The following is a 22891-nucleotide window of genomic DNA, read 5'->3' as shown; positions in this document are numbered from 1 at the left end:
TTCATGACGTGGACTGCGGTTACCGGACACCGTGCGCAACTCGGCGAAGGCCCGTTCTGGGATGCACCGACCCAAGCGCTGTATTGGGTAGATATCGCCGGTAAACAAGCGCTCAGGCTGATCGGCGCCAATGTGCAAATCTGGCAGATGCCGGAGCCCGTGTCCGCGTTCATCCCCTGCGAAAGCGGCGATGCCCTGGTGACATTGAGCAGTGGGGTTTATCGGTTGGATCTGGATTCTCCAGGCCTGGAACCTCGGCTGACCTTGTTCTGCGTCGCCGATCCGCAACCCGGCAATCGCCCCAACGAAGCTCGCTGCGATGCCCAGGGCCGACTCTGGTTGGGCACCATGCAAAACAACATCGGTGAGCAGGGCGAAGATTTACCCGTCGTGCGCCGCTCCGGTGGCCTGTTTCGCATCGACCGCGATGCTCGGGTCACGCCGCTGCTTCGAGGATTAGGTATTCCCAACACGTTGCTGTGGAGCGATGACGGCACAACCCTGTATTTCGCCGACAGCCTCGACAGCACGCTTTACCGGCATTTCATCCATACCGACGGCAACCTGGACACCGCCTATGTCTGGCTTGGCCCCCATGAACGTGGCGGCCCCGATGGCTCGGCGATGGATGCCGAGGGCTATCTATGGAATGCCCGTTGGGATGGCAGTTGTCTGCTCAGGCTGAACCCGGACGGCTATGTGGATCGGGTGATCGAACTGCCGGTCAGCCGTCCCACCAGTTGCGTGTTCGGAGGCGAAGACTTCAAAACCCTGTACATCACCAGCGCCGCAAGCCCGCTCAATCATCCGTTGGACGGCGCGCTGTTATCGATTCGAGTGGATGTGCCCGGAAAAGCTTGTCAGCGGTTTGCTGGATAAATCCCAAAATATGGGACGTAAAATTATATATTGAGATTATCTGGTGGTCGGGTTTATAGTCGGCCCCATCAGTTACACGCACTCACACTTAAAAAAACAAAACAGGTGAAGTGATGCAGCGATATTCCACCGCACTCCATTACGGAGTCAGTGCTTCGGCGCCCGGGCGTTTTCACGCCTGCCTGCCTATTCCCAACAGCTTTTTGACCGGACATCGACAGATGCCCGGTTTTCGTCGTGCCTTCGAACAGGAGTGTTGATCCATGGCTGAACCTCTTTCCTTGCCACCGGTGCCCGAACCGCCCAAGGGTGAGCGCCTGAAAAACAAGGTCGTGCTGCTGACCGGCGCCGCTCAAGGTATCGGCGAAGCGATTGTTGCAACCTTCGCTTCTCAGCAGGCCAAGCTGATCATCAGCGATGTCCAAGCCGAGAAAGTCGAGAAAGTCGCGGCGCATTGGCGTGAACAAGGCGCGGATGTGGTGGCGATCAAGGCCGATGTGTCGCGTCAGCAAGATCTGCACGCCATGGCCAGATTGGCCATCGAACTTCACGGCCGGATTGACGTGTTGGTCAATTGCGCCGGGGTCAACGTGTTCCGCGATCCGCTGGAAATGACCGAAGAAGACTGGCGTCGCTGCTTCGCCATCGACCTGGACGGCGCCTGGTATGGCTGCAAAGCCGTGTTGCCGCAAATGATCGAGCAGGGCATCGGTAGCATCATCAACATCGCCTCGACCCACTCCACCCACATCATTCCGGGCTGCTTCCCGTACCCGGTGGCCAAACATGGCTTGCTCGGCCTGACCCGCGCCTTGGGCATCGAATACGCACCCAAAGGCATTCGCGTCAACGCCATCGCGCCGGGCTATATCGAAACCCAACTGAACGTCGATTACTGGAACGGTTTTGCCGACCCCCATGCCGAACGTCAACGGGCCTTCGACCTGCATCCACCGCGGCGTATCGGCCAGCCGATTGAAGTGGCGATGACTGCTGTGTTCCTGGCCAGCGATGAAGCGCCGTTCATTAACGCTTCATGCATCACCATCGATGGTGGGCGCTCGGTCATGTACCACGACTGAATAACCCGAGTTTCAAGCGCGAAGCTACGCCTGAAATCCAATCATCATACGATATGACTATTAGCTGCATGCTTCGACCGCTGTATTGGCTTTCAAATAACGCTCAAAAAAAATAACAAGGAGTCAGCTTATGAAACGTCGTCGTGGGATCCGTTCCCTGTGCTGTGCCGCTTTGGCGGTTACCGCGGTCAGCCTGAGCAGTACGTTGCTGGCGGCCGAGGAAGTGAAGATCGGTTTTCTGGTCAAGCAAGCGGAAGAGCCCTGGTTCCAGACCGAATGGGCCTTCGCCGAAAAGGCCGGCAAGGACAAGGGCTTCACCGTCATCAAAATCGCCGTGCCTGATGGCGAGAAAACCCTCTCGGCCATCGACAGCCTGGCGGCCAACGGCGCCAAGGGCTTCGTGATCTGCCCGCCGGACGTCTCCCTCGGCCCGGCCATCATGGCCAAGGCCAAGCTCAACGGTTTGAAAGTGATCGCCGTCGATGACCGTTTCGTCGATGCCAGTGGCAAATTCATGGAGCACGTGCCGTACCTCGGCATGGCAGCCTTCGAAGTCGGCCAGAAGCAGGGCGCCGCCATGGCCGCCGAAGCGAAGAAACGCGGCTGGGACTGGAAAGACACTTACGCTGTGATCAACACCTACAACGAACTCGACACCGGTAAGAAACGTACTGACGGTTCTGTCAAAGCGCTGGAAGAAGCCGGTATACCGAAAGACCACATCCTCTTCTCGGCGCTGAAAACCCTCGACGTACCGGGCAGCATGGACGCCACCAACTCGGCGTTGGTGAAGCTTCCGGGTGCGGCGAAAAACCTGATCATTGGCGGCATGAACGACAACACCGTGCTGGGCGGCGTGCGCGCCACCGAAAGCGCCGGTTTTGCCGCGGCCAACGTGATCGGCATCGGCATCAACGGCACCGATGCTATCGGCGAACTGAAGAAGCCCAACAGCGGCTTCTTCGGCTCGATGCTGCCGAGCCCGCACATCGAGGGCTACAACACCGCGAGCATGATGTATGAGTGGGTCACCACCGGCAAAGAACCGCCGAAATACACCGCGATGGACGACGTTACGCTGATCACGCGCGACAACTTCAAGCAGGAACTGGAAAAGATCGGCCTGTGGAACTGAGGCGCGGTTGATTTCATCGGCAGCCCTGGCGACGGGGTTGCCTGACCGGTGTGATGAGGTGGGTTTATGCACGCACAAGTACAGACAGATCAACAGAGCATTGGCGGCAGCCTGCGCTTCAACGCAATCGGCAAAACTTTTCCCGGGGTGAAGGCGCTGGACGGTATCAGCTTCGTCGCCCATCCGGGGCAGGTTCACGCCTTGATGGGCGAGAACGGCGCCGGTAAATCCACGCTGCTGAAAATCCTCGGCGGTGCTTACACGCCGAGCAGCGGCGATCTGCAGATCGGCGAGCAGAAGAGGGTGTTCAAGTCCACCGCCGACAGCATTGGCAGCGGGGTCGCGGTGATCCATCAGGAGCTGCACCTGGTGCCGGAAATGACCGTGGCCGAGAACCTGTTTCTCGGCCATCTGCCGGCGAGTTTCGGCCTGATCAATCGCGGCGTTTTGCGGCAACAGGCATTGGCCTGCCTTAAAGGCCTGGCCGATGAAATCGATCCGCAAGAGAAGGTCGGGCGCTTGTCCCTCGGCCAGCGGCAACTGGTGGAAATCGCCAAGGCGTTGTCCCGTGGCGCGCATGTGATCGCGTTCGACGAACCTACCAGCAGCCTGTCGGCACGGGAAATCGATCGCTTGATGGCGATCATCGGGCGCCTGCGCGACGAAGGCAAAGTGGTGCTTTACGTCTCCCATCGCATGGAAGAAGTGTTCCGCATCTGCAACGCGGTGACGGTGTTCAAGGACGGTCGCTTCGTGCGCACCTTCGAGGACATGAGCGCGCTGACCCATGATCAGTTAGTGACGTGCATGGTCGGTCGTGACATTCAGGATATCTACGATTACCGCAGCCGTCCCCGTGGCGCTGTGGCGCTCAAGGTCGATAGGTTGCTAGGGCCAGGCTTGCGCGAGCCGGTGAGTTTCGAGGCGCACAAGGGTGAAATACTCGGGCTGTTCGGCCTGGTCGGGGCCGGGCGCACCGAGCTGTTCCGGATGCTCAGCGGGCTGACGCGCAACACCGCCGGGCGCCTGGAACTGCGCGGTCGTGAACTGAAATTGCATTCGCCCCGCGATGCCATCGCAGCGGGGATTCTGTTGTGTCCCGAAGACCGCAAGAAGGAGGGCATCCTGCCACTGGCCAGCGTCGCCGAGAACATCAATATCAGCGCTCGCGGCGCCCATTCCACCTTCGGTTGCCTGTTGCGCGGCTTGTGGGAAAAGGACAATGCCGACAAGCAGATCAAGGCGCTGAAGGTGAAGACGCCCAACGCGGCGCAGAAAATCATGTACCTGTCTGGCGGCAATCAGCAGAAGGCGATTCTCGGTCGCTGGCTGTCGATGCCAATGAAAGTCCTGCTGCTCGACGAGCCCACCCGGGGCATCGACATCGGTGCAAAAGCCGAGATCTACCAGATCATCCATAACCTGGCGGCCAGCGGCATCGCGGTGATTGTGGTGTCCAGCGACCTGATGGAAGTCATGGGCATTTCCGACCGCATCCTGGTGCTCTGCGAAGGCGCGATGCGCGGCGAACTGACCCGCGAACAAGCCAATGAATCCAACCTGCTGCAACTGGCGTTGCCACGCCAACGCGCCGCCGACGTGGCGAACTGAGAGGTGACTATGACCGTCCAAAACAACGCTTTGCCAACCCCGCGAAAACCTCTGGACCTGCGGCGCTTTCTCGATGACTGGGTGATGTTGCTGGCGGCCGTCGGGATCTTCGTGCTCTGCACCTTGCTGATCGACAACTTCCTGTCGCCGCTGAACATGCGCGGCCTGGGCCTGGCGATTTCCACTACCGGGATTGCCGCGTGCACCATGTTGTATTGCCTGGCGTCCGGGCATTTCGACTTGTCGGTGGGCTCGGTGATTGCCTGCGCCGGCGTGGTTGCGGCAGTGGTAATGCGCGACACCGACAGCGTGTTCCTCGGCGTGAGTGCAGCGCTGGTGATGGGGCTGATTGTCGGGCTGATCAATGGGATCGTGATCGCCAAGCTGCGGGTCAATGCGTTGATCACCACGCTGGCGACGATGCAGATCGTGCGTGGCCTGGCTTACATTTTTGCCAACGGTAAAGCGGTGGGCGTTTCACAGGAACAGTTCTTCGTTTTCGGTAACGGTCAGTTGTTCGGCGTGCCGGTGCCGATTCTGATCACCATCGTTTGCTTCCTGTTTTTCGGTTGGTTGCTGAATTACACCACCTACGGGCGCAACACCATGGCCATCGGCGGTAACCAGGAGGCGGCGTTGCTGGCCGGGGTGAACGTTGATCGGACCAAGATCATTATCTTTGCCGTGCACGGTGTGATTGGGGCATTGGCCGGGGTGATTCTGGCGTCGCGCATGACGTCCGGTCAGCCGATGATTGGCCAGGGTTTTGAGCTGACGGTGATCTCGGCTTGCGTGCTCGGCGGGGTGTCGCTGAGTGGCGGGATCGGGATGATTCGGCATGTGATTGCCGGGGTGCTGATTCTGGCGATCATCGAGAATGCGATGAACCTGAAGAATATCGATACGTTTTATCAGTACGTGATCCGCGGTTCGATTTTGCTGCTGGCGGTGGTGATTGACCGGTTGAAACAACGCTGATTTTCCCTTGTGGGAATGGGCTGTAACCGATCGTTCCCACGCTCTGCGTGGGAATGCAGCCCGGGACGCTCCGCGTCCCAACAGCGGACGCAGAGCGTCCATTGAGGCATTCCTTTGCTGCGCATGGGAATGATCATTTGGAGGATCCTTCACCCACTTTCACAAAATATCCCTTGCTCACCCTGAACCGTTTCAGCTATGACGGTACACCCGAGGTGTACATGATTAGACCGGTACGAATTGACAAGAAACAACAGGTGGTCGACGAGCTTGTTCGGCGCATCGAAAACGGCCTCATGGAGGACGGCGTTCTATTGCCGGGCGAACATCAGTTGGCTCAAGAATTCAAGGTCAGCCGAGGCACGCTGCGTGAAGCCCTGGCCGAACTGAAACGGCGCCACTACATCGCTACGCAAAGCGGGGTGGGGTCCATCGTCACGTTCGACGGTGTGGTACTCGATCAGCGCAGCGGCTGGGCCCAGGCGCTGGCCGACAATGGGGCGCTGATCAATACCGAAGTGCTGCGGCTGGAGGCGGTCACCCGTCCTGACCTGCTACCACGTTTCGGCACCGATCAGTTCATCACCCTCGACCGTCGCCGTCGCGGCACCGATGGCACGCTCGTGTCCCTTGAACGTTCATTGATGCCCGCCACCGGAGGCCTGGAAGGCCTGCCGCGAGTCGGTCTGATCGATGACTCCCTGACCATCACGCTGGCCGCCTACGGCTACATCGGCGACCACGGCGATCAGTGGATCGGCGCCGAACCCTTGAATGCCGAAGACGCCGAATTGCTCGGACGTCCGGTGGGAACAGTGTTCCTCAAGGCCCTGCGCACCACTTACGACCGTCAGAACCGCTTCATGGAACAGGTCGAAAGCCTGCTCGATCCGGTGCATTTTCGTCTGCATCTGCAAATTGGAACTGCAAAATGACCGCACTCAACCGTGCCCTCGGCGCGTTCTATGGACTGGCCCTGGGCGACGCGTTGGGCATGCCGACTCAATCCCTGAGCCGCGCCGAGATCAAGGCGCGCTTCGGTGATATCACCGATCTGCAAGACGCTGGCCCGGATCAACCGATCGCCGCAAACATGCCCAAAGGCTCGATCACTGACGATACGGAGCAGGCGATCCTGGTCGGTCAGTTGTTGATTGAAGGCGAGGGCTGGATCGAACCGCAGGTGCTGGCCCAGCGCTTGATCGAATGGGAAGCAGGGATGCAAGCCAAGGGTTCGCAGGATTTGCTCGGCCCCTCGACCAAACGCGCGATCGAGATGATCCTCGCCGGCCACTCGCTGGAAGAGGCAGGGCGCTACGGCACCACCAATGGCGCGGCCATGCGCATCACGCCGGTGGGGATCGCGGCCGATGTTGCCGACCCCGAACGTTTCATCCGCGCCGTGGTGCAGGCCTGTCAGGTAACCCACAACACCACGTTGGGAATTGCCAGTGCGGCGGCGGTGGCGGCGGTGGTTTCTGCCGGGATCAACGGCATGGAGCTGGGCGAGGCATTGAACCTCGGCCAGCAGATCGCTCAGAAAGCCGAAAGCCATGGCCACTGGGTCGCTGGCGGACGTATCGCTGCACGCATCAGTTGGGCGTGGAGCATCAGCGTCGACAGTGACAAGGCGTTGCTGGCGGACTTGCTGTATGACGTGATCGGCACTTCGGTGGCCTCGCAGGAATCGGTGGTGGTGTCGTTTGTGCTGGCTCGGCAAGTGGCCATTGGTGAGATGAGTGCCTTCGAAGCGTTGTGCATGGCTGCCAGCCTGGGCGGCGATACTGACACCATCGCAGCGATTCTCGGCGCAATGCTTGGGGCTTGTCTGGGGCTTGAAAGTTGGCCGGTGGCGATGATCGAGCAGGTTAAATCGGTAAATGATCTACAGTTGGAACCGTTGGTGCAGGGGCTGTTGGCTTTGCGTTGACTGTACTGACGCCATCGCGGGCAAGCCCGCTCCCACACGAATAGTACAAATCTTGAGATGCACGCCGTACCTGTGGGAGCGGGCTTGCCCGCGATAGGCGCGCCGCATACTTGAATTTTTCACCCGCAATGGAGCGCAAAAACATGGCCAGGACCGCCGGAAAGTTATATCGACTTCCGAATTGCCCACAACCACAACAACGGCAACAGGAGCAGTTTTCATGAGTTCATCGAACACCGGGCAAAGCGCCGGGCAATTGGAAACCCGTGGCATCGAACCGGTGCCGGAAGGGGAGTGCAACGGTCACCCACTGCAACTGTTCTGGGTCTGGTTCGCAGCGAACATTTCCATTCTCGGCTTGCCGTTGGGCGCCACGCTGGTAGCCTTCCGTGGCCTGGCAATCTGGCAGGCGATCATCGTCGCCATCCTCGGTGCCGCCGGTTCGTTCGCGGTGGTCGGGATCATCTCCATTGCCGGTCGTCGTGGCCGCGCACCAAGCCTGACGCTGTCGCGAGCAATCTTCGGCGTACGCGGCAATATCGGTCCGACGCTGGTTTCGCTGATGTCGCGACTGGGTTGGGAAACCGTCAACACCACCACGGCCGCGTTCGTCTTGCTGTCGTTGTGCTCGATTCTGTTCGGCTCGCCGGTGGAAGCCAAAAGCGCACCGCTGCTGACCCTCGCGTTCATCGCGATTTTCGTGCTGCTGACATTGTCGGTGTCCGGTCTCGGTCACGCCACGTTGCTGGTGATCCAGAGATGGGCGACCTACGTGTTCGGTGCGTTGAACATCCTGGTCGGCGGTTTCCTCTGCGCGACTATCGACTGGAGCGCTGTATTCAACGCCACGCCAGCGCCCCTGAGCGCAATGATCATCGGCATCGGCACCATGGCCGCCGGCACCGGGATTGGCTGGGCCAACGCCGGTGCCGACATGTCGCGCTACCAGCACCGCAGCGTCAAAGCCGTGCGTCTGGTGGCATCGGCAGCGTTCGGTGCGGGGATTCCGCTGGTGCTGCTGATCACCCTCGGTGGTCTGCTGTCAGTGGGCAACAATGATCTGGCCTCGGCGACTGACCCGATCGTCGCGATCCGCGACATGCTGCCGACCTGGATGGCCGTGCCGTACCTGATCACCGCATTCGGCGGGCTGCTGCTGTCGAACAACCTGTCGGTGTACTCCGCCGGTTTGACTACCTTGACCCTCGGCCTGAAGGTCAAGCGCGTGTATGCAGTGGTGCTCGATATCATTGCGATCTTCGCCGGGTCGATCTACTTCATGCTGATCGCCGAAAGTTTCTACGGTCCGTTCATCACCTTCATTTCCTTGTTGGCCGTGCCGATCACGGCGTGGGTCGGGATCTTCGTGGTCGACCTGATTCACCGGCATTACTACAGCCCCAAAGACCTGTTGGACGTCAGCCCGAGCAGCGCCTACTGGTATCGCGGCGGCGTCGAGTGGCGCGCCTTCGGTGCATGGGCGCTGGCGATTGTGCTGGGCTTCAGTTTCACCACCATCGGTACTACTGAACAAGATGTCTGGTTCCGGGGCTTTTTGTCCGACTCCTGGCTGGGCCACAACGGCCTGGGCTGGATCGTGACGTTCATGGTGGCCGGTGGCATTTACTGGGTACTCGGCGGTGCCAAGGACCGTCGCACTGCATTGATCGAGCCGGCTCATGCGTAGTGTCCTGTCTCGTAAATACTGTTCCTTTTTGGCGGTGTTTGTCGCCGTCATGCTGCGTTGCCGCTCCTCGCCATAGCGAGCGATGACTTGTCGCGGCGCCTTGCCTGACGACAACAATCACTCGCCAAAAAAGGAACGTATTTGTGAGACAGGACACCAAACTGCTGCACACCGGCCAGGTCATGATCGACCTGGTCATGGCCGTGGATAAATTGCCTCAATCGGGCGGTGACGTGCTGGCGCAATCCGCCCGTTTCGAGGCTGGTGGTGGCTTCAATGTGATGGCTGCGGCCCGGCGAAACGGTTTGCCGGTGATTTACCTCGGTGGCCATGGCAAGGGCCGTTTCGGCGATATGGCCCGAGAGGCGATGACGGCTGAAGGCATTCGGATCGGCATCGATCAGAGCACCGAGCGCGACACCGGGCTGTGCGTCGCGCTGACCGAAGCCTCGGCCGAGCGCACGTTCATTTCCTGCATCGGTGCCGAAGGCGAATTGGCCGCCAAAGACCTGGCGAGTGTGCCAGCCGAGGCGGGCGATTTTGTCTATGTCAGCGGCTATAGCCTGCTGCATGGCGGCAAGGCTCAGGCGCTGGTGGATTGGGTGCTGGATTTGCCGGACGGGATCAAGGTGGTGTTCGATCCGGGTCCGTTGGTGGATTCGCCAGACGCATCGCTGATGAAGGCCTTGTTGTCGCGCATCGATCTGTGGACCAGCAACCGTGTCGAGGCGCTGCGGTTTACCGGGGCGACAGACATCCGCGAGGCATTGAATCGGTTGGCTGATCATCTGCCGACCGAGGTACTGATGGTGGTACGCGATGGGCCGCAAGGGTGCTGGATCAGCCAGCGCGGCGATCACCAGCACGTGCCGGGCTTCAAGGTCGAGGCAGTGGACAGCAACGGCGCGGGGGATGCTCACGCAGGCGTTTTTGTCGCCGGGTTGGCGCACGGATTATCGGCGGTCGAAGCGGCACTGCGGGCGAATGCGGCTGCGGCATTGGCGGTCACTTGCTGGGGGCCGGCGACTTCGCCGGGGGCGGTTGAGGTGGATGCGTTGATCCGCGAGACTTTCGGCGCTTGATCCACCGCTTTCGCGAGCAAGCCCGCTCCCACAGGGGATTTGTTAACGACACAAACCCATGTGGGAGCGGGCTTGCCCGCGATGAGGCCCTCAAACTCACCATCAAATCCGGACCCTTACCCGGCCTTGCGCAACGCCTCGATCAACGCTTGCTTGCGCATGCTCGAGCGCCCCGGAATCTTCTTCTCCCTGGCTTCTTTCATCAGGCTGTCCACCGTCTGCGTATCGCGCGAAGCCTTGCTGTTGCGCGGTTTGCCTTCACGGGTGGCCACCGCACGTCGGGCTGATTCCTTGCGATCTGCATACTTGGCGCTGGCCGGCTTCTTGCGCCCCGAGCCGCCGGCGCGTTCACCTCCGCCCGACTGTTTGTTCACCGTGGCCCAGGCACGAGCTTCGGCTTCATCTTTCGACACGCCTTTGTGCTCGTAGCTTTCTTCGATGTGTTCGGCCTTGCGTTTTTGCTCGGCGGTGTATTTGTCTTTGCTTCCACGAGGCATGGGATTTCTCCTGGTTGTAGGAGCTGGCGCAGCCTGCGATCTTTTGCCTGTGAATGTTTAAGATCAAGAGATCGTCCGAACGCGGCCCGAGCCTTCGCCAGCTCCTGCATGGTTAGACATCCAGCTTGCGCGCTGCTTCAACCCCAGCGGCGCTGAGTTTGATCGGCAGGTTCAGTGAGTGCTCGCCGGCTTCGTTGCAGATCACATGACCGTGCTGGATCAGCCCGCGTTCCTGCAGAGTCGCGAGCGTGCTGGCCACGACTCTCTCCCCCCGGTAATTGTCCAGAACCTCCTTGCCCAAACCATTTGGGTGGGCGTGCAGCAGGCGGGTCAAGACTTCTTTTTCCAGGTTTTTATCGACGTTCATGGTTACCTCTTCGTCAGGATGGGTAGGTAGTGCATGTTCACTCGCGTCGCGAACTTATTGATTGACGCTACGGCCTTCGGAGCCCGAGCCACCGGTGGTGGTTTTCGAGCCGACGCCGGTTCCGGCGTTATCGGGAGTCTGGGTGCCGGGTGTATTCATCCCGCCCTGAGCGCCTGCGTCATCGTGATAAACCCGTGGGTCTGTGGCCGTTGGAGAAGGCGACCGGCCGCTGTCGATGCCTTGGGTGGCCGCAGATTCGGGCCTATCGATTGGATCGGTCGGGTCGGTCCCGGAAGAGGTGGTCGCGGCGAACGCGACAGAGGTGAGCAATGTGGTGAGAGCGAAGATGGTCAGTCGGGACGTGATCATGGTGTCGTCTCCGTTGATTAGAGTCCTTACCCGATATTGGTCCTCCCTGACCTGGATTGGTGCCTGATGAACGACGAGTGGTCCAGGCTTGCTGCAACGTTTTTGATCCCGCTCACGTGACGCCAGATCCATGACGATGATCAGGCGCCGATTTCTTCCTTGAACAGCTCCATGAAACCCTTCAGGCGGTCGTGGCGAATCAGTGCCAGACGTTGACCGGTAGTCGTTTGGAAACCGTCTGCCAAGTGCAGCAACTTGGTCTGGAAATGATCGAGGCAAAAGCGTTTGTCGTCGTAGTCCCGTTCTTTTGCCTCAGGGTCCAAAGGGTCGTACAACGCACTGCCCATGCGCCCGGCAATGTAGAAGGTACGCGCCACGCCGAGCATGCCAAGGGAATCGAGGCGGTCGGCGTCCTGGATGATTTTCGCTTCGAGGGTGATAGGCGTGATGTTGGCGCTGAAGCTGTGGGCTTCGATGGCGTGGGAGACCGCTGTGATTTTTGCGTCTGGCCAATCCATGGCTATCAGTACAGTCGAAGCTTTCTGCGCCGCCAGTTGTGATGCCTGTGAGCGCAACGGCGAGTTCTTCTCCACCGCCACGCAATCGTGCAACAGCACGGCTGCCAGCAGCACCTCAAGATCACCGCCTTCTTCGGCATGAAGCGTGCGCACGTTGTGCCACACCCGCTGCAAGTGCGACAGATCATGGGCACCGTCCTCGCCAGGCTCCAGTGCATGAGGCAGCAGTTCAGAAGCCAGAGTGTGCAGCGGCGCGAAAGCGATGGTGGTCATGGAAATCCTTGGATTCGACTCGGTTTTTGTGATCAATGAGCACCCTGTGGGAGCGGGCTTGCTCGCGAAGACGTCAGCACAGTCACGCTGATTTCGCAGGCCGGCCTGTTCATGCAAAACGCCACAAAACAGCGATGCTATATGACATTTTGCATTCAAATGTGACGAGCATCGCACGCGGACTTAGTATGGCGTTTTCAACTTTTCACAAGGCACGTTCATGACGATCGAAATCCGTCCGGCAACCCCCAGCGATGCTCCGAAAATCCTCGCGTTCATCACTGAACTGGCGGACTTCGAACGTGCCCGCCACGAAGTCATCGCCAGCGTCGCCGACATCGAGCGTAGCCTGTTCAGCGAAGGCGCCACCGCCCATGGCCTGATCTGCCTGCGCGATGGCTTGCCGATTGGCTTTGCGGTGTTCTTTTTCAGCTATTCCACCTGGTTGGGCAGCAACTGCCTGTACCTCGAAGACCTCTACATCACTCCCGAACAACGGGGCGGCGGCGCTGGTAAAACCTTGCTACGCCACTTGGCGAAAATCGCCTGCGCCAATGACTGCGGCCGTTTCGAATGGAGCGTGCTGGACTGGAACAGACCGGCGATCGAATTCTACAAATCCCTCGGCGCACAGCCGCAGGAGGAGTGGGTGCGGTATCGGATGGATGGGGCGGTGTTAAGGGATTTTGCCGAGGGCAATTGATCCCCTAAAAGATCGCAGCCTTCGGCAGCTCCTACACGGGATTGTGTTCGACCGCGCTATTGCGTCGCACATCGAATCTGTAGGGACTGCCGAAGGTTGCGATCTTTTTTTGTGCCGCTCCCAATATATGGGATTGATATTTATATATTGAGATTTACCTTCGTCCAGGTTTATAGTCCAGCTCACTCACTGCCAAAAAACAAAACAGGTGAAGCGATGCTGGCGCAACTGATCGCGCTCGATTGGGGGACGACCTCATTACGTGCTTACAAACTCGGCTTCGGTGGCCAGGTGCTGGAACAGCGTGCGCTGTCGTCCGGGATCATGCAGCTGCCCAAGACGCCGCGAATCATCGCCGGCCAGGAATGCGCCGACGGTTTTGAATTGGCCTTCGATGAGGCGTGCGGTGACTGGCTCGACGCACAGCCAGGTTTGCCGGTGATTGCGTGTGGCATGGTCGGCAGTGCTCAGGGCTGGCGCGAAGCGGCCTACTGCGACACGCCGGCGAACGTCGCCAATCTCGGAACTTCCCTACAAACCGTTCGCAGTCTTCGCGGTGTCGATGTGCACATCGTGCCGGGCGTGATTCAGCGTTCGCGCTTGCCGAACGTGATGCGCGGCGAAGAAACCCAAGTCCTCGGCGTGTTGCAGAATCTGCCGAGCGGGGCGGGCAACGATATGTTGATCGGCCTGCCAGGCAGCCATTCGAAATGGGTGGAAGTGGCCGACGGCTGCATCGTGCATTTCGATACTTTCATGACTGGCGAAGTCTTCGCCGTCCTCAGTGAACACAGCATTCTGGGGCGCACTCAGCAGCGCGGCGCGTCCTTTGATGGCGAAGCGTTCGATCGTGGCGTGCGGGTGGCCCTGTCGGTGGACGGCGAGATCGGGCTGCTGTCGACACTGTTCAGTGCCCGCAGTCTGGGGCTGACCGGTGAACTCAGCGCCGTCGCTCAGCCGGACTATCTGTCCGGCCTGTTGATCGGCCATGAGCTGTCGGCCCTGGCCAACGTTCAGCGGCGCCGGCGCAACAGTGTGCATCTGCCTTCGATCATCCTCATCGGAAACGCCCAACTCTGCGCCCGCTACAGCCGGGCGCTCGACGCCTGCGGTTTTGCCCGGGTGACCCTGGCCGAGCAGGCCACTGAGCGCGGGTTGTGGCAGTTGGCGGTTGCCGCTGGACTGATCACGACACCCCCATCCCGTTAAACCTGACTGGAGGTCTGACATGCTCAAGCAAGCACTGGCAAAAAACGGTCTGATCGCGATCCTGCGTGGCCTGCGTCCGCAAGAAGCGGCAGCCGTCGGCGAAGTCCTGTACTCGGCCGGATTTCGCGTCATCGAAGTGCCGCTTAATTCCCCCGAACCGTACGAAAGTATCCGCATCCTGCGCAGTACCTTGCCCGCCGATTGCCTGATCGGTGCGGGCACGGTGTTGACGCCGGAACAGGTCGAGCAAGTGAAAGCGGCGGGCGGCCAAGTGATCGTCATGCCTCACAGCGATGCCAAGGTGTTGCGTGCGGCGAAGGCAGCGGGGCTGTTCCTGTCGCCGGGCGTGGCGACGCCGACCGAAGCCTTTGCTGCATTGGCCGAAGGGGCGGATGTGCTGAAGATGTTCCCGGCCGAACAAATGGGCCCGGCCGTTGTGAAGGCCTGGCTGGCGGTGTTGCCGGCAGGGACGGTGCTGGTGCCGGTGGGCGGGATTACGCCGGACAACATGCAGGTGTTTGTCGAGGCCGGCGTCAAAGGTTTCGGCCTCGGTTCCGGGTTGTTCAAACCGGGCATGACGGCTGACGAAGTAGCGATGCGCGCCAAGGCGTATGTCGCTGCCTGGAATGCTTTGCGTTAAGACTTTTTGGCGCTGTGAGCGCTGCATCTATAAGAGCTGCATTAATAAAAAGAGAGTACGAGAGATGAAAATCACCAAACTCACTACCTTCATCGTTCCGCCGCGCTGGTGCTTCCTCAAGGTCGAAACCGACGAGGGTGTGACCGGTTGGGGTGAGCCTGTGGTCGAAGGCCGCGCGCACACCGTCGCTGCTGCGGTTGAGGAATTGTCCGACTACCTGATCGGCAAAGACCCACGCAACATCGAAGACATCTGGACCGTGCTCTACCGTGGCGGCTTCTACCGTGGCGGCGCGATCCACATGAGCGCGCTGGCCGGCATCGACCAGGCGTTGTGGGACATCAAGGGCAAGGCTCTGGGTGTGTCGGTCAGCGATCTGCTGGGTGGTCAGGTGCGGGACAAGATTCGCGTTTATTCATGGATCGGCGGTGATCGCCCGGCGGACACCGCTCGCGCCGCGAAAGAAGCGGTCAGCCGTGGTTTCACCGCGGTGAAAATGAACGGCACCGAAGAACTGCAATTCCTCGATTCCTTCGAGAAGGTCGACCTGGCCTTGGCCAACGTCGCCGCCGTGCGCGATGCGGTCGGCCCGAATGTCGGCATCGGCGTGGACTTCCATGGTCGGGTGCACAAGCCTATGGCCAAGGTGCTGATGAAGGAACTCGACCCGTACAAACTGATGTTCATCGAAGAGCCGGTGCTCAGCGAAAACTACGAAGCGCTGAAGGAGCTGGCGCCGCTGACCAGCACGCCGATTGCCCTCGGCGAACGGTTGTTCTCGCGTTGGGACTTCAAGCGGGTGCTCAGCGAAGGCTACGTCGACATCATCCAGCCGGATGCCTCCCACGCGGGCGGCATCACCGAAACCCGCAAGATCGCCAACATGGCCGAAGCCTACGACGTGGCGCTGGCGCTGCATTGCCCGTTGGGCCCGATTGCCCTGGCGGCGTGCCTGCAACTGGACGCTGTTTGCTACAACGCGTTTATCCAGGAGCAGAGCCTGGGCATTCACTACAACGAGAGCAATGACCTGCTCGATTATGTGAAAGATCCGCGGGTGTTCGACTACGACAAAGGCTTCGTGAAAATCCCCAACGGCCCGGGCCTGGGCATCGAGATCAACGAGGAATACGTGATCGAACGCGCCGCCGTCGGCCACCGCTGGCGCAACCCGATCTGGCGCCATGCCGATGGCAGCTTTGCCGAGTGGTGAGTCCCTCCTGACTCAACACAAATCCCTGTGGGAGCGGGCTTGCCCGCGATGGCGGCAGCATATTCGGCATTGATGTGACTGACAGGACGCTATCGCGGGCAAGCCCGCTCCCACAGGGGACAGCGCAAGTCTTCAAATTGACCTCAATAAACATAAGAAGAGGCACCTCTCATGCAACCGCAAACCCTCATCGGGCAGGCGTCGTTGGTGACGCCGAGCCGCAAGCGGTTTTTCATCATGGTCCTGTTGTTCATCACCGTGGTGATCAACTACCTGGACCGCAGTAACCTGTCCATTGCCGCCCCGGCGCTGACCAGCGATCTGGGCATCGATCCGATCCATGTCGGGCTGATCTTTTCCGCGTTCGGATGGACTTACGCCGCCATGCAAATCCCCGGCGGCTGGCTGGTGGACCGAGTGCCGCCGCGCATTTTGTATAGCGTCGCATTGCTGCTGTGGTCGCTGGCCACGGTGATGCTCGGCTTCGCTGCCAGTTTCATCGCGCTGTTCGTGCTACGCATGGCCGTCGGTGCGCTGGAAGCACCGGCGTATCCGATCAACAGCCGCGTGGTGACGACCTGGTTCCCAGAGCGCGAACGCGCCACGGCCATCGGTTTCTACACCTCCGGGCAGTTCGTCGGCCTGGCGTTTCTCACGCCGGTACTCGCGTGGTTGCAACACCAATATGGCTGGCACATGGTGTTTGTCAGCACCGGCGTGGTGGGCATCATTTGGGCGGTGATCTGGTACGCGGTGTATCGCGAACCGCGTGATTTCAAGGGCGCCAATGACGCGGAAATCGAGCTGATCCGCGAGGGCGGAGGGCTGGTGGATATCCAGGCTGAAACCGCGAAGGCCAAGGCGAAATTCAGCTGGGTCGACCTCGGGATTGTCCTGAGTAAACGCAAGTTGTGGGGCATTTACCTCGGCCAGTTCTGCCTCAATTCGACCTTGTGGTTTTTTCTGACGTGGTTCCCGACCTACCTGGTGAAATATCGCGGCATGGACTTCATCAAGTCTGGCTTGCTGGCGTCGCTACCGTTTCTGGCGGCCTTCGTCGGCGTGCTGTGTTCGGGGTTCTTCTCGGACTTTTTGATCCGTCGCGGCTACACGGTGGGTTTCGCCCGCAAGTTGCCGATCATTGGCGGCCTGCTGATTTCCACTTCGATCATCGGCGCCAACTTCGTCGAGTCGACGCCGCTGGTGATTGCCTTCCTCGCGCTGGCCTTCTTCGGCAACGGCCTGGCTTCGATCACCTGGTCGCTGGTGTCGACCCTGGCCCCGGCGCGCTTGCTTGGACTGACCGGTGGCGTGTTCAATTTCATCGGCAACCTGGCGGCGATTACCACGCCCATCGTCATCGGTTTTCTCGCCTCGGGTGATTCGTTTGCCCCGGCGATTACCTATATCTCGGTTCTGGCGTTGTTGGGTGCGCTTTCCTACGTGTTGCTGGTGGGCAAGGTAGAGCGTATCAAGTTGTAGTCGCGGCCATCGGGCGACCATAATGCCGCCCGTTCACTCGCTCAACGGTAAAGGCTGGATATGCAGGAAGACGCCCCAAAAATCGCCAAGGACGCCGCGCCGACTGGCACCCAGACACTGCTTCGTGGTTTGGGTGTGGTTCAGGCCGTGGCCAGTGGCGCCCGCGATCTCAAGGAAATCGCCCGGCTGATCGGCACGACGCGCAGCACCACTCATCGTCTGGCCAGTTGCCTGGTGGACGAGCGTTATCTGCGGGTGGTGCCGCAAGTCGGTTATCTGCTGGGGCCGAAACTGATCGAGCTGGGTTTCCAGGCACGTGAAGAGCTGCCGCTGGTGACGCTGGCCGGGCCCTATCTGGATGAGTTGTCGGCGTTGACCGGTGACACCATTCACTTGGCGATTCGTGAAGGCGACGAGGTGCTGTACCTGCACAAGAATCCGGGGCGCAACGGTCCGGAAATGCGCTCGCGGGTCGGTCATCGCATGCCATTGGCGCGTACCGGGATCGGTAAAGCGCTGATGCTCGATGACACGCAGGAAGAATGGCAACGGCTGTACGAAATCAGCTTGCCGGTGGGTGGGAAAAATCAGTTCTGGCCGCTGCACCCGGAGCAATCCTGGGAGCAGTTTCAGCAGCGCATGATTGAGTACGTGGCCGGCGGTTACGCCTTCGACCTGGAAGACAACGAACCGTCGATCCGCTGCGTGGCGGCGCCGATCCGCGATGCCAGCAAGCGCATTGTCGCCGGTATCAGCATCGCCAGCACCGTGCCGTACATGCCATTGGAAAAAATGGCCGAGCTGATTCCCCTGATCAAAGGGGTCACGGCTCGGCTTTCTGCTGAACTCGGCGCGAAAGTCTGATTAGACTTTCAACGTCGCCATATCGATCACGAAGCGGTACTTCACGTCACCGGCAATCATGCGGGTGTAAGCCTCGTTGATCTGGCGGATGTCGAGCATTTCGATGTCACAGGTGATGCCGTGCTCGGCGCAGAAATCCAGCACTTCCTGGGTTTCGGCGATACCGCCGATCAGCGAGCCGGCCAACACGCGACGACCCAATATCAGTTTGGCAGCGTGAACCGGTGGATCGATCGGCTCGACCAAGCCCACCAGAATATGTACGCCGTCGAAACGCAGCGTATCGAGGTAGGGATTGAGGTCGTGCTGCACCGGAATGGTGTCCAGCAGGAAGTCGAAATGTCCTGCGGCGGCTTTCATCTGCTGCGCATCGGTGGACACGATCACATGGTCCGCGCCTTGACGACGAGCTTCTTCAGCCTTGCTAGCCGAGCGGGTGAACAGCGTCACTTCAGCGCCCATCGCTTTGGCGAACTTGATGCCCATGTGGCCGAGGCCACCCATACCGAGAACCCCGACCTTGTCACCGGCCTTGACCCCGTAGTGCTTGAGCGGCGAGTAGGTGGTGATGCCGGCGCACAGAATCGGCGCGGCGCTGGCCGGGTCGAGATTCTCCGGGATACGCACGACAAAGTGCTCGCTGACCACGATGCTGTCGGAGTAACCGCCCATGGTGTTGCTGCCATCGACCCGGTCCGGGGTGGCGTACGTCATGGTCGTACCTTCCAGGCAGTATTGCTCCAGATCCGCCTTGCAGGCTTCGCAGTGACGGCACGAGTCGACCATGCAGCCGACGCCGACCAGATCGCCGACCTTGTGTTGGGTAACATTCGCACCGACCGCGGTGACTTTTCCGACGATCTCGTGGCCGGGCATCAGTGGGTAAACAGCAATGCCCCACTCGTTGCGTGCCTGATGGATGTCGGAATGGCAGACGCCGCAGTAAAGAATGTCGATCGCAACGTCGTCGGCCCGTGGGCTGCGGCGTTCGAATTTCATCGGGGCGAGGGGAGTGGTTGCTGACTGAGCGGCGTATCCGATGGCGGTGTACATGGTGAACCTCGCAAAAGCAGTGACAGGTGAGGCGAGCAATTCTGGGCGCCGAACGGGTTACCGGCCATGGCGATTCCTCCGGGTGTCATGCCTAATCCTCCGGCTTACACCGTTGATTGGTCGCATTGGCGATCAGACCTGCGATGATGCTTTCATCCCTTTTTTCGCGACTTTTTTGTGACTTCTTTTGTGACTTCTTTTGTGAAGAGCTCCCCCATGTTGTTGACCCGTCACCTCGACGCCAATGCCACCCTGGTTTCGTTGATCCAGCCGCTGATCACCCGCGACGGCTTTGCGCCTACCGCGTTGCCGGGCGTGCAGCTTATGCGAGCCAGTTGCGATGTCGCCCGTGGCCCGCAAATCTACGAGCCAAGCCTGGTCATCATCGCCCAGGGCGGCAAGTTGGCGCATTTGGGCCCGCGTACTCTGGAATATGGCACTGGGCATTACCTGATTCAGGCGTTGCCGGTACCCTTCGAATGCGAGACGTTTTCGGCGCCAGATGGCCCGATGCTGGGCGTGTCTATCGCCATTGACCGGGTGCTGCTCAGTGAATTGGTGCTGGGCATGGGGCTGGCGCCGGGGCGCACGGTTCCCGCACAGACGCCTGAGTCCATGACCTCGGCGGTGCTCGACGATGCCATGCGCGGTTGTGTGGAACGGTTGTTGCGCTGCCTGCACGATCCGCTGGAATGCCAGATCATGGGCCCGGCGCGCTTGCGTGAATTGTTGTTCGTGGCGTTGCGCGGACCACAAGCCGATGTGTTGCGAGCGTTGGTGGAACAACAGGGGCAGTTCGCGCGGATCGCAGCGTCCCTGAGTCATTTGCATGCGCATTACACCGAGCCGCTGAACGTCGAGACCCTGGCCAGTTGCGCGAACATGAGCGCGTCGACGTTTCATGAGCATTTCAAACGCTGCACCTTGTTGTCGCCGGTGCAGTATTTGAAGCGTTTGCGCTTGCTCAGGGCCCAGCAGTTGTTGCTGGGCGAAGGCTTGGGCGTGGCCCAGGTGGCGCATCGGGTGGGGTATCAGAGCACGTCGCAGTTCAGTCGTGAGTACAAGCGCTACTTTGAACGTAATCCTGGGGATGAGCGCGCTGCTTAAGACAACACAATCCCTGTGGGAGCGGGCTTGCCCGCGATTGCGGTGGGTCAGTCGACTTTAATGGTGGATGATAGACCGTCATCGCGGGCAAGCCCGCTCCCACAGGGTCTTGTGTTGATGCCTGGATTTCGGGCAACAAAAAGGCCCCCGTTTCGGGAGCCTTGATGTTCAGCGATTCAACTTACATGTTCGGGTAAGTCGGGCCGCCAGAGCCTTCCGGCGCCACCCAGGTGATGTTCTGTGCAGGGTCCTTGATGTCGCAGGTCTTGCAGTGAACGCAGTTCTGGGCGTTGATCTGGAAGCGCTTCTCGCCGTCTTCCTTGGTCACCACTTCGTACACGCCGGCCGGGCAGTAACGCTGGGCAGGTTCATCGTACATCGGCAGGTTCTTGCCGATCGGAATGCTCGCGTCGGCCAGCTTCAAGTGGCAAGGCTGCTCTTCTTCGTGGTTGGTACCCGAGATGAACACCGAGCTGAGTTTGTCGAAGCTGATCTTGCCGTCCGGTTTCGGGTAGTCGATCTTCTTGCAGTCGGCGGCCAGTTTCAGGCAAGCGTAATCCGGCTTGGTGTCGTGCAGGGTGAACGGCAGTTTGCCGCCGAAGATGTTCTGGTCGAGCCAGTTGAAACCGGCACCGATGATCGGGCCGAACTTGTGCATCGCCGGGCCGAAGTTGCGGCTGGCGAACAGTTCGTCGTAGAGCCAGCTCTTCTTGAAGGCGTCGACGTAAGTGGTCAGCTCTTCGGTGCCGTCTTTTTCAGCGAACAGTGCCTCGGCCACGGACTCAGCGGCGAGCATGCCGGACTTCATCGCGGTGTGGCTGCCTTTGATCTTGGCGAAGTTCAGGGTGCCGAGGTCGCAACCGATCAGCGCGCCGCCCTTGAAGACCATTTTCGGCAGCGAGTTCAGGCCGCCTTTGGAGATAGCACGCGCGCCATAGCTGATGCGCTTGCCGCCTTCCAGGTATTGCTTGAGCACCGGGTGATGCTTGAGGCGCTGGAACTCGTCGAACGGCGACAGGAAGGTGTTGCTGTAGGAAAGATCGACGATCAGGCCGACGACCACCTGGTTGTTTTCCAGGTGATAGAGGAACGAGCCGCCGGTGTTCTCGGTGCTCATGATGTCCAGCGGCCAACCGGCAGTGTGGACCACCAGGCCTGGCTGGTGCTTGGTCGGGTCGATTTCCCAGATTTCTTTCAGGCCGATGCCGTAATGCTGGGCGTCGGCCTCGCTGTCGAGGTTGAAACGCTTGATCAGCTGCTTGCCGATATGGCCACGGCAACCTTCGGCGAACAGCGTGTACTTGGCACGCAGTTCCATGCCCGGGGTGTACAGGCCTTCTTTCGGATTGCCTTCGCGGTCAACACCCAGATCACCGGTGATGATCCCGCGAACCATGCCGTTCTCGTCGAACAGCGCTTCCTGGGCGGCGAAGCCCGGGTAGATTTCCACGCCCAGGTTCTCGGCCTGCTGAGCCAGCCAGCGGCACAGGTTGCCCAGGGAGATGATGTAGTTGCCTTCGTTGTGCATGGTCTTGGGCACAAAGAAATCAGGAATCTTCTGCGCGCTGTCGGCATTTTTCAGAACGAAGATGTCATCGCGGGTGACTGGCGTATTCAGCGGCGCGCCGAGTTCTTTCCAGTCCGGGAACAATTCGTTCAGGGCGCGTGGTTCGAACACGGCACCGGACAGGATGTGAGCGCCGACTTCGGAGCCTTTTTCGACCACGCAGACGCTGATTTCCTTACCGGCTTCGGCGGCCTTCTGCTTCAAACGGCAGGCGGCGGACAGGCCAGCGGGGCCGGCACCGACGATGACCACGTCGAATTCCATGTATTCGCGTTCCACAGGCTATCTCCTACTCAAGGCTCAACAGTTTTTTTCTAATTGGAGGTTTGGCGTTGCATCCATTATTTCCTCCGGCAACTGCCGGAAAGGGACAATGGATGACCCACCTTTCTCTCTAGGTGGCGCATTATATCTACACCACTCCTAGCGTCCAATACAAACGTTTGTTTGAATTGGCTCAAAGCCAGAGAAATCAAAGTCACGCGGCTTATGAACGGCTATTTTGCCGTATTGACCGGAATAGGTGTTCCGGTCAAGATACGGGCGGTTTTGCGCTCGCCGTAGGCTGACTGTTGGTTTCAAGAGCACCTCTAAAGACAGGGCGATGGCAGTATAAGGTGATGCGCAGCGCAGTTCAGGCGCGCA

The 22891-nt window shown here is 59.8% G+C and carries 22 protein-coding genes; 16 read left to right on the top strand and 6 right to left on the bottom strand.

The genetic code is table 11. The features are described from left to right. Positions 1-3 precede the first annotated feature (3 nt). The 9 genes from AB3226_RS07025 to AB3226_RS06985 all read left to right on the top strand — a co-directional run bounded on the left by AB3226_RS07025 (position 4) and on the right by AB3226_RS06985 (position 10384). On the top strand, positions 4-879 hold the full coding sequence (locus AB3226_RS07025; protein ID WP_367372539.1) for an SMP-30/gluconolactonase/LRE family protein: 876 nt from the start codon (positions 4-6) through the stop codon (positions 877-879). Between the two features lie 263 nt (positions 880-1142). Beyond that, on the top strand, positions 1143-1961 hold the full coding sequence (locus AB3226_RS07020) for an SDR family oxidoreductase (RefSeq protein ID WP_367372538.1): 819 nt from the start codon (positions 1143-1145) through the stop codon (positions 1959-1961). Positions 1962-2091: 130 nt separating this feature from the next. Next, positions 2092-3096: a substrate-binding domain-containing protein gene (locus AB3226_RS07015; RefSeq protein WP_367372537.1), complete on the top strand. Its 1005-nt coding sequence runs from the start codon at positions 2092-2094 to the stop codon at positions 3094-3096. A 66-nt stretch (positions 3097-3162) separates the two neighbouring features. After that, a complete protein-coding gene (araG, locus tag AB3226_RS07010) occupies positions 3163-4707 on the top strand; it encodes an L-arabinose ABC transporter ATP-binding protein AraG (protein ID WP_367372536.1) in 1545 nt (514 codons plus the stop codon). A 9-nt stretch (positions 4708-4716) separates the two neighbouring features. After that, positions 4717-5685, top strand: a complete 969-nt coding sequence (gene araH, locus AB3226_RS07005; protein ID WP_095055320.1) for an L-arabinose ABC transporter permease AraH — start codon at positions 4717-4719, stop codon at positions 5683-5685. 221 nt (positions 5686-5906) lie between these two features. Further along, complete coding sequence (locus tag AB3226_RS07000; RefSeq protein ID WP_367372535.1) at positions 5907-6620, top strand: GntR family transcriptional regulator; 714 nt, start codon at positions 5907-5909, stop codon at positions 6618-6620. Beyond that, entirely contained in the window at positions 6617-7615 is a 999-nt protein-coding gene (locus tag AB3226_RS06995) for an ADP-ribosylglycohydrolase family protein (protein WP_367372534.1), read from the top strand. Before AB3226_RS07000 ends, AB3226_RS06995 begins: the two co-directional genes overlap by 4 nt. Before the next feature lie 220 nt (positions 7616-7835). Then, positions 7836-9302 carry a cytosine permease gene (locus AB3226_RS06990; protein ID WP_367372533.1) on the top strand — a complete coding sequence of 489 codons (1467 nt, stop codon included), beginning with the start codon at positions 7836-7838 and terminating at the stop codon, positions 9300-9302. A 182-nt stretch (positions 9303-9484) separates the two neighbouring features. After that, entirely contained in the window at positions 9485-10384 is a 900-nt protein-coding gene (locus AB3226_RS06985) for a PfkB family carbohydrate kinase (protein ID WP_367375767.1), read from the top strand. 116 nt (positions 10385-10500) lie between these two features. Here the strand turns inward: AB3226_RS06985 and AB3226_RS06980 are convergent, their stop codons facing one another. The 4 genes from AB3226_RS06980 to AB3226_RS06965 form a co-directional block, all read right to left on the bottom strand. Next, positions 10501-10881: a Rho termination factor N-terminal domain-containing protein gene (locus AB3226_RS06980; protein WP_367372532.1), complete on the bottom strand. Its 381-nt coding sequence runs from the start codon at positions 10879-10881 to the stop codon at positions 10501-10503. Between the two features lie 112 nt (positions 10882-10993). Next, entirely contained in the window at positions 10994-11248 is a 255-nt protein-coding gene (locus tag AB3226_RS06975; RefSeq protein ID WP_305425755.1) for a hypothetical protein, read from the bottom strand. A gap of 54 nt (positions 11249-11302) precedes the next feature. Beyond that, complete coding sequence (locus tag AB3226_RS06970; protein WP_367372531.1) at positions 11303-11617, bottom strand: hypothetical protein; 315 nt, start codon at positions 11615-11617, stop codon at positions 11303-11305. A 140-nt stretch (positions 11618-11757) separates the two neighbouring features. Further along, positions 11758-12408: an HD domain-containing protein gene (locus AB3226_RS06965; RefSeq protein ID WP_367372530.1), complete on the bottom strand. Its 651-nt coding sequence runs from the start codon at positions 12406-12408 to the stop codon at positions 11758-11760. Between the two features lie 220 nt (positions 12409-12628). Between AB3226_RS06965 and AB3226_RS06960 the strand changes: the two genes are divergently transcribed. From AB3226_RS06960 to AB3226_RS06935, 6 genes are all read left to right on the top strand, one after another. Further along, a complete protein-coding gene (locus AB3226_RS06960) occupies positions 12629-13111 on the top strand; it encodes an N-acetyltransferase family protein (protein ID WP_367372529.1) in 483 nt (160 codons plus the stop codon). Positions 13112-13327: 216 nt separating this feature from the next. Then, on the top strand, positions 13328-14320 hold the full coding sequence (locus AB3226_RS06955; protein WP_367372528.1) for a 2-dehydro-3-deoxygalactonokinase: 993 nt from the start codon (positions 13328-13330) through the stop codon (positions 14318-14320). 19 nt (positions 14321-14339) lie between these two features. Further along, positions 14340-14960 (top strand): 2-dehydro-3-deoxy-6-phosphogalactonate aldolase, encoded by a 621-nt coding sequence (locus tag AB3226_RS06950; protein ID WP_367372527.1) that lies wholly within the window; start codon positions 14340-14342, stop codon positions 14958-14960. 64 nt (positions 14961-15024) lie between these two features. Continuing rightward, positions 15025-16173: a galactonate dehydratase gene (gene dgoD / locus AB3226_RS06945; RefSeq protein ID WP_007903915.1), complete on the top strand. Its 1149-nt coding sequence runs from the start codon at positions 15025-15027 to the stop codon at positions 16171-16173. Between the two features lie 171 nt (positions 16174-16344). Then, the gene (locus tag AB3226_RS06940; protein ID WP_367372526.1) at positions 16345-17655 is read left to right on the top strand and encodes an MFS transporter; all 1311 of its coding nucleotides are present in this window, start codon (positions 16345-16347) and stop codon (positions 17653-17655) included. 60 nt (positions 17656-17715) lie between these two features. Continuing rightward, positions 17716-18519: an IclR family transcriptional regulator gene (locus AB3226_RS06935; protein WP_367372525.1), complete on the top strand. Its 804-nt coding sequence runs from the start codon at positions 17716-17718 to the stop codon at positions 18517-18519. Here the strand turns inward: AB3226_RS06935 and AB3226_RS06930 are convergent, their stop codons facing one another. Further along, on the bottom strand, positions 18520-19572 hold the full coding sequence (locus AB3226_RS06930) for an NAD(P)-dependent alcohol dehydrogenase (RefSeq protein WP_367372524.1): 1053 nt from the start codon (positions 19570-19572) through the stop codon (positions 18520-18522). A 216-nt stretch (positions 19573-19788) separates the two neighbouring features. On the opposite strand from AB3226_RS06930, the gene AB3226_RS06925 reads away from it, so the two are divergent. Then, entirely contained in the window at positions 19789-20679 is an 891-nt protein-coding gene (locus AB3226_RS06925; RefSeq protein WP_367372523.1) for an AraC family transcriptional regulator N-terminal domain-containing protein, read from the top strand. Between the two features lie 181 nt (positions 20680-20860). On the opposite strand, the gene AB3226_RS06920 is transcribed toward AB3226_RS06925, so the two are convergent. After that, entirely contained in the window at positions 20861-22525 is a 1665-nt protein-coding gene (locus tag AB3226_RS06920; protein WP_367372522.1) for an electron transfer flavoprotein-ubiquinone oxidoreductase, read from the bottom strand. Positions 22526-22891: the final 366 nt, after the last annotated feature.

The organism is Pseudomonas lini, from assembly GCF_964063345.1.
GTDB classification, from domain to species: domain Bacteria; phylum Pseudomonadota; class Gammaproteobacteria; order Pseudomonadales; family Pseudomonadaceae; genus Aquipseudomonas; species Aquipseudomonas lini_B.
Note: the sequence above shows the minus strand (reverse complement) of the source record. Positions and strands in the feature narration are given on the sequence as shown.

Excerpts from the sequence above, each read along its gene's own strand:
- AB3226_RS06985 (WP_367375767.1), top strand. The coding sequence starts at position 9,485 with ATGATCGACCTGGTCATGGCCGTGGATAAATTGCCTCAATCGGGCGGT.
- AB3226_RS06925 (WP_367372523.1), top strand. The coding sequence starts at position 19,789 with ATGTTGTTGACCCGTCACCTCGACGCCAATGCCACCCTGGTTTCGTTG.
- AB3226_RS06995 (WP_367372534.1), top strand. The coding sequence starts at position 6,617 with ATGACCGCACTCAACCGTGCCCTCGGCGCGTTCTATGGACTGGCCCTG.
- AB3226_RS06935 (WP_367372525.1), top strand. The coding sequence starts at position 17,716 with ATGCAGGAAGACGCCCCAAAAATCGCCAAGGACGCCGCGCCGACTGGC.
- AB3226_RS07020 (WP_367372538.1), top strand. The coding sequence starts at position 1,143 with ATGGCTGAACCTCTTTCCTTGCCACCGGTGCCCGAACCGCCCAAGGGT.
- AB3226_RS06960 (WP_367372529.1), top strand. The coding sequence starts at position 12,629 with ATGACGATCGAAATCCGTCCGGCAACCCCCAGCGATGCTCCGAAAATC.
- AB3226_RS06930 (WP_367372524.1), bottom strand. The coding sequence starts at position 19,572 with ATGTACACCGCCATCGGATACGCCGCTCAGTCAGCAACCACTCCCCTC.
- AB3226_RS07015 (WP_367372537.1), top strand. The coding sequence starts at position 2,092 with ATGAAACGTCGTCGTGGGATCCGTTCCCTGTGCTGTGCCGCTTTGGCG.
- AB3226_RS06970 (WP_367372531.1), bottom strand. The coding sequence starts at position 11,617 with ATGATCACGTCCCGACTGACCATCTTCGCTCTCACCACATTGCTCACC.
- AB3226_RS06940 (WP_367372526.1), top strand. The coding sequence starts at position 16,345 with ATGCAACCGCAAACCCTCATCGGGCAGGCGTCGTTGGTGACGCCGAGC.
- AB3226_RS06955 (WP_367372528.1), top strand. The coding sequence starts at position 13,328 with ATGCTGGCGCAACTGATCGCGCTCGATTGGGGGACGACCTCATTACGT.
- AB3226_RS07000 (WP_367372535.1), top strand. The coding sequence starts at position 5,907 with ATGATTAGACCGGTACGAATTGACAAGAAACAACAGGTGGTCGACGAG.
- araG (WP_367372536.1), top strand. The coding sequence starts at position 3,163 with ATGCACGCACAAGTACAGACAGATCAACAGAGCATTGGCGGCAGCCTG.
- dgoD (WP_007903915.1), top strand. The coding sequence starts at position 15,025 with ATGAAAATCACCAAACTCACTACCTTCATCGTTCCGCCGCGCTGGTGC.
- AB3226_RS07025 (WP_367372539.1), top strand. The coding sequence starts at position 4 with ATGACGTGGACTGCGGTTACCGGACACCGTGCGCAACTCGGCGAAGGC.
- AB3226_RS06950 (WP_367372527.1), top strand. The coding sequence starts at position 14,340 with ATGCTCAAGCAAGCACTGGCAAAAAACGGTCTGATCGCGATCCTGCGT.
- araH (WP_095055320.1), top strand. The coding sequence starts at position 4,717 with ATGACCGTCCAAAACAACGCTTTGCCAACCCCGCGAAAACCTCTGGAC.
- AB3226_RS06975 (WP_305425755.1), bottom strand. The coding sequence starts at position 11,248 with ATGAACGTCGATAAAAACCTGGAAAAAGAAGTCTTGACCCGCCTGCTG.
- AB3226_RS06965 (WP_367372530.1), bottom strand. The coding sequence starts at position 12,408 with ATGACCACCATCGCTTTCGCGCCGCTGCACACTCTGGCTTCTGAACTG.
- AB3226_RS06980 (WP_367372532.1), bottom strand. The coding sequence starts at position 10,881 with ATGCCTCGTGGAAGCAAAGACAAATACACCGCCGAGCAAAAACGCAAG.
- AB3226_RS06990 (WP_367372533.1), top strand. The coding sequence starts at position 7,836 with ATGAGTTCATCGAACACCGGGCAAAGCGCCGGGCAATTGGAAACCCGT.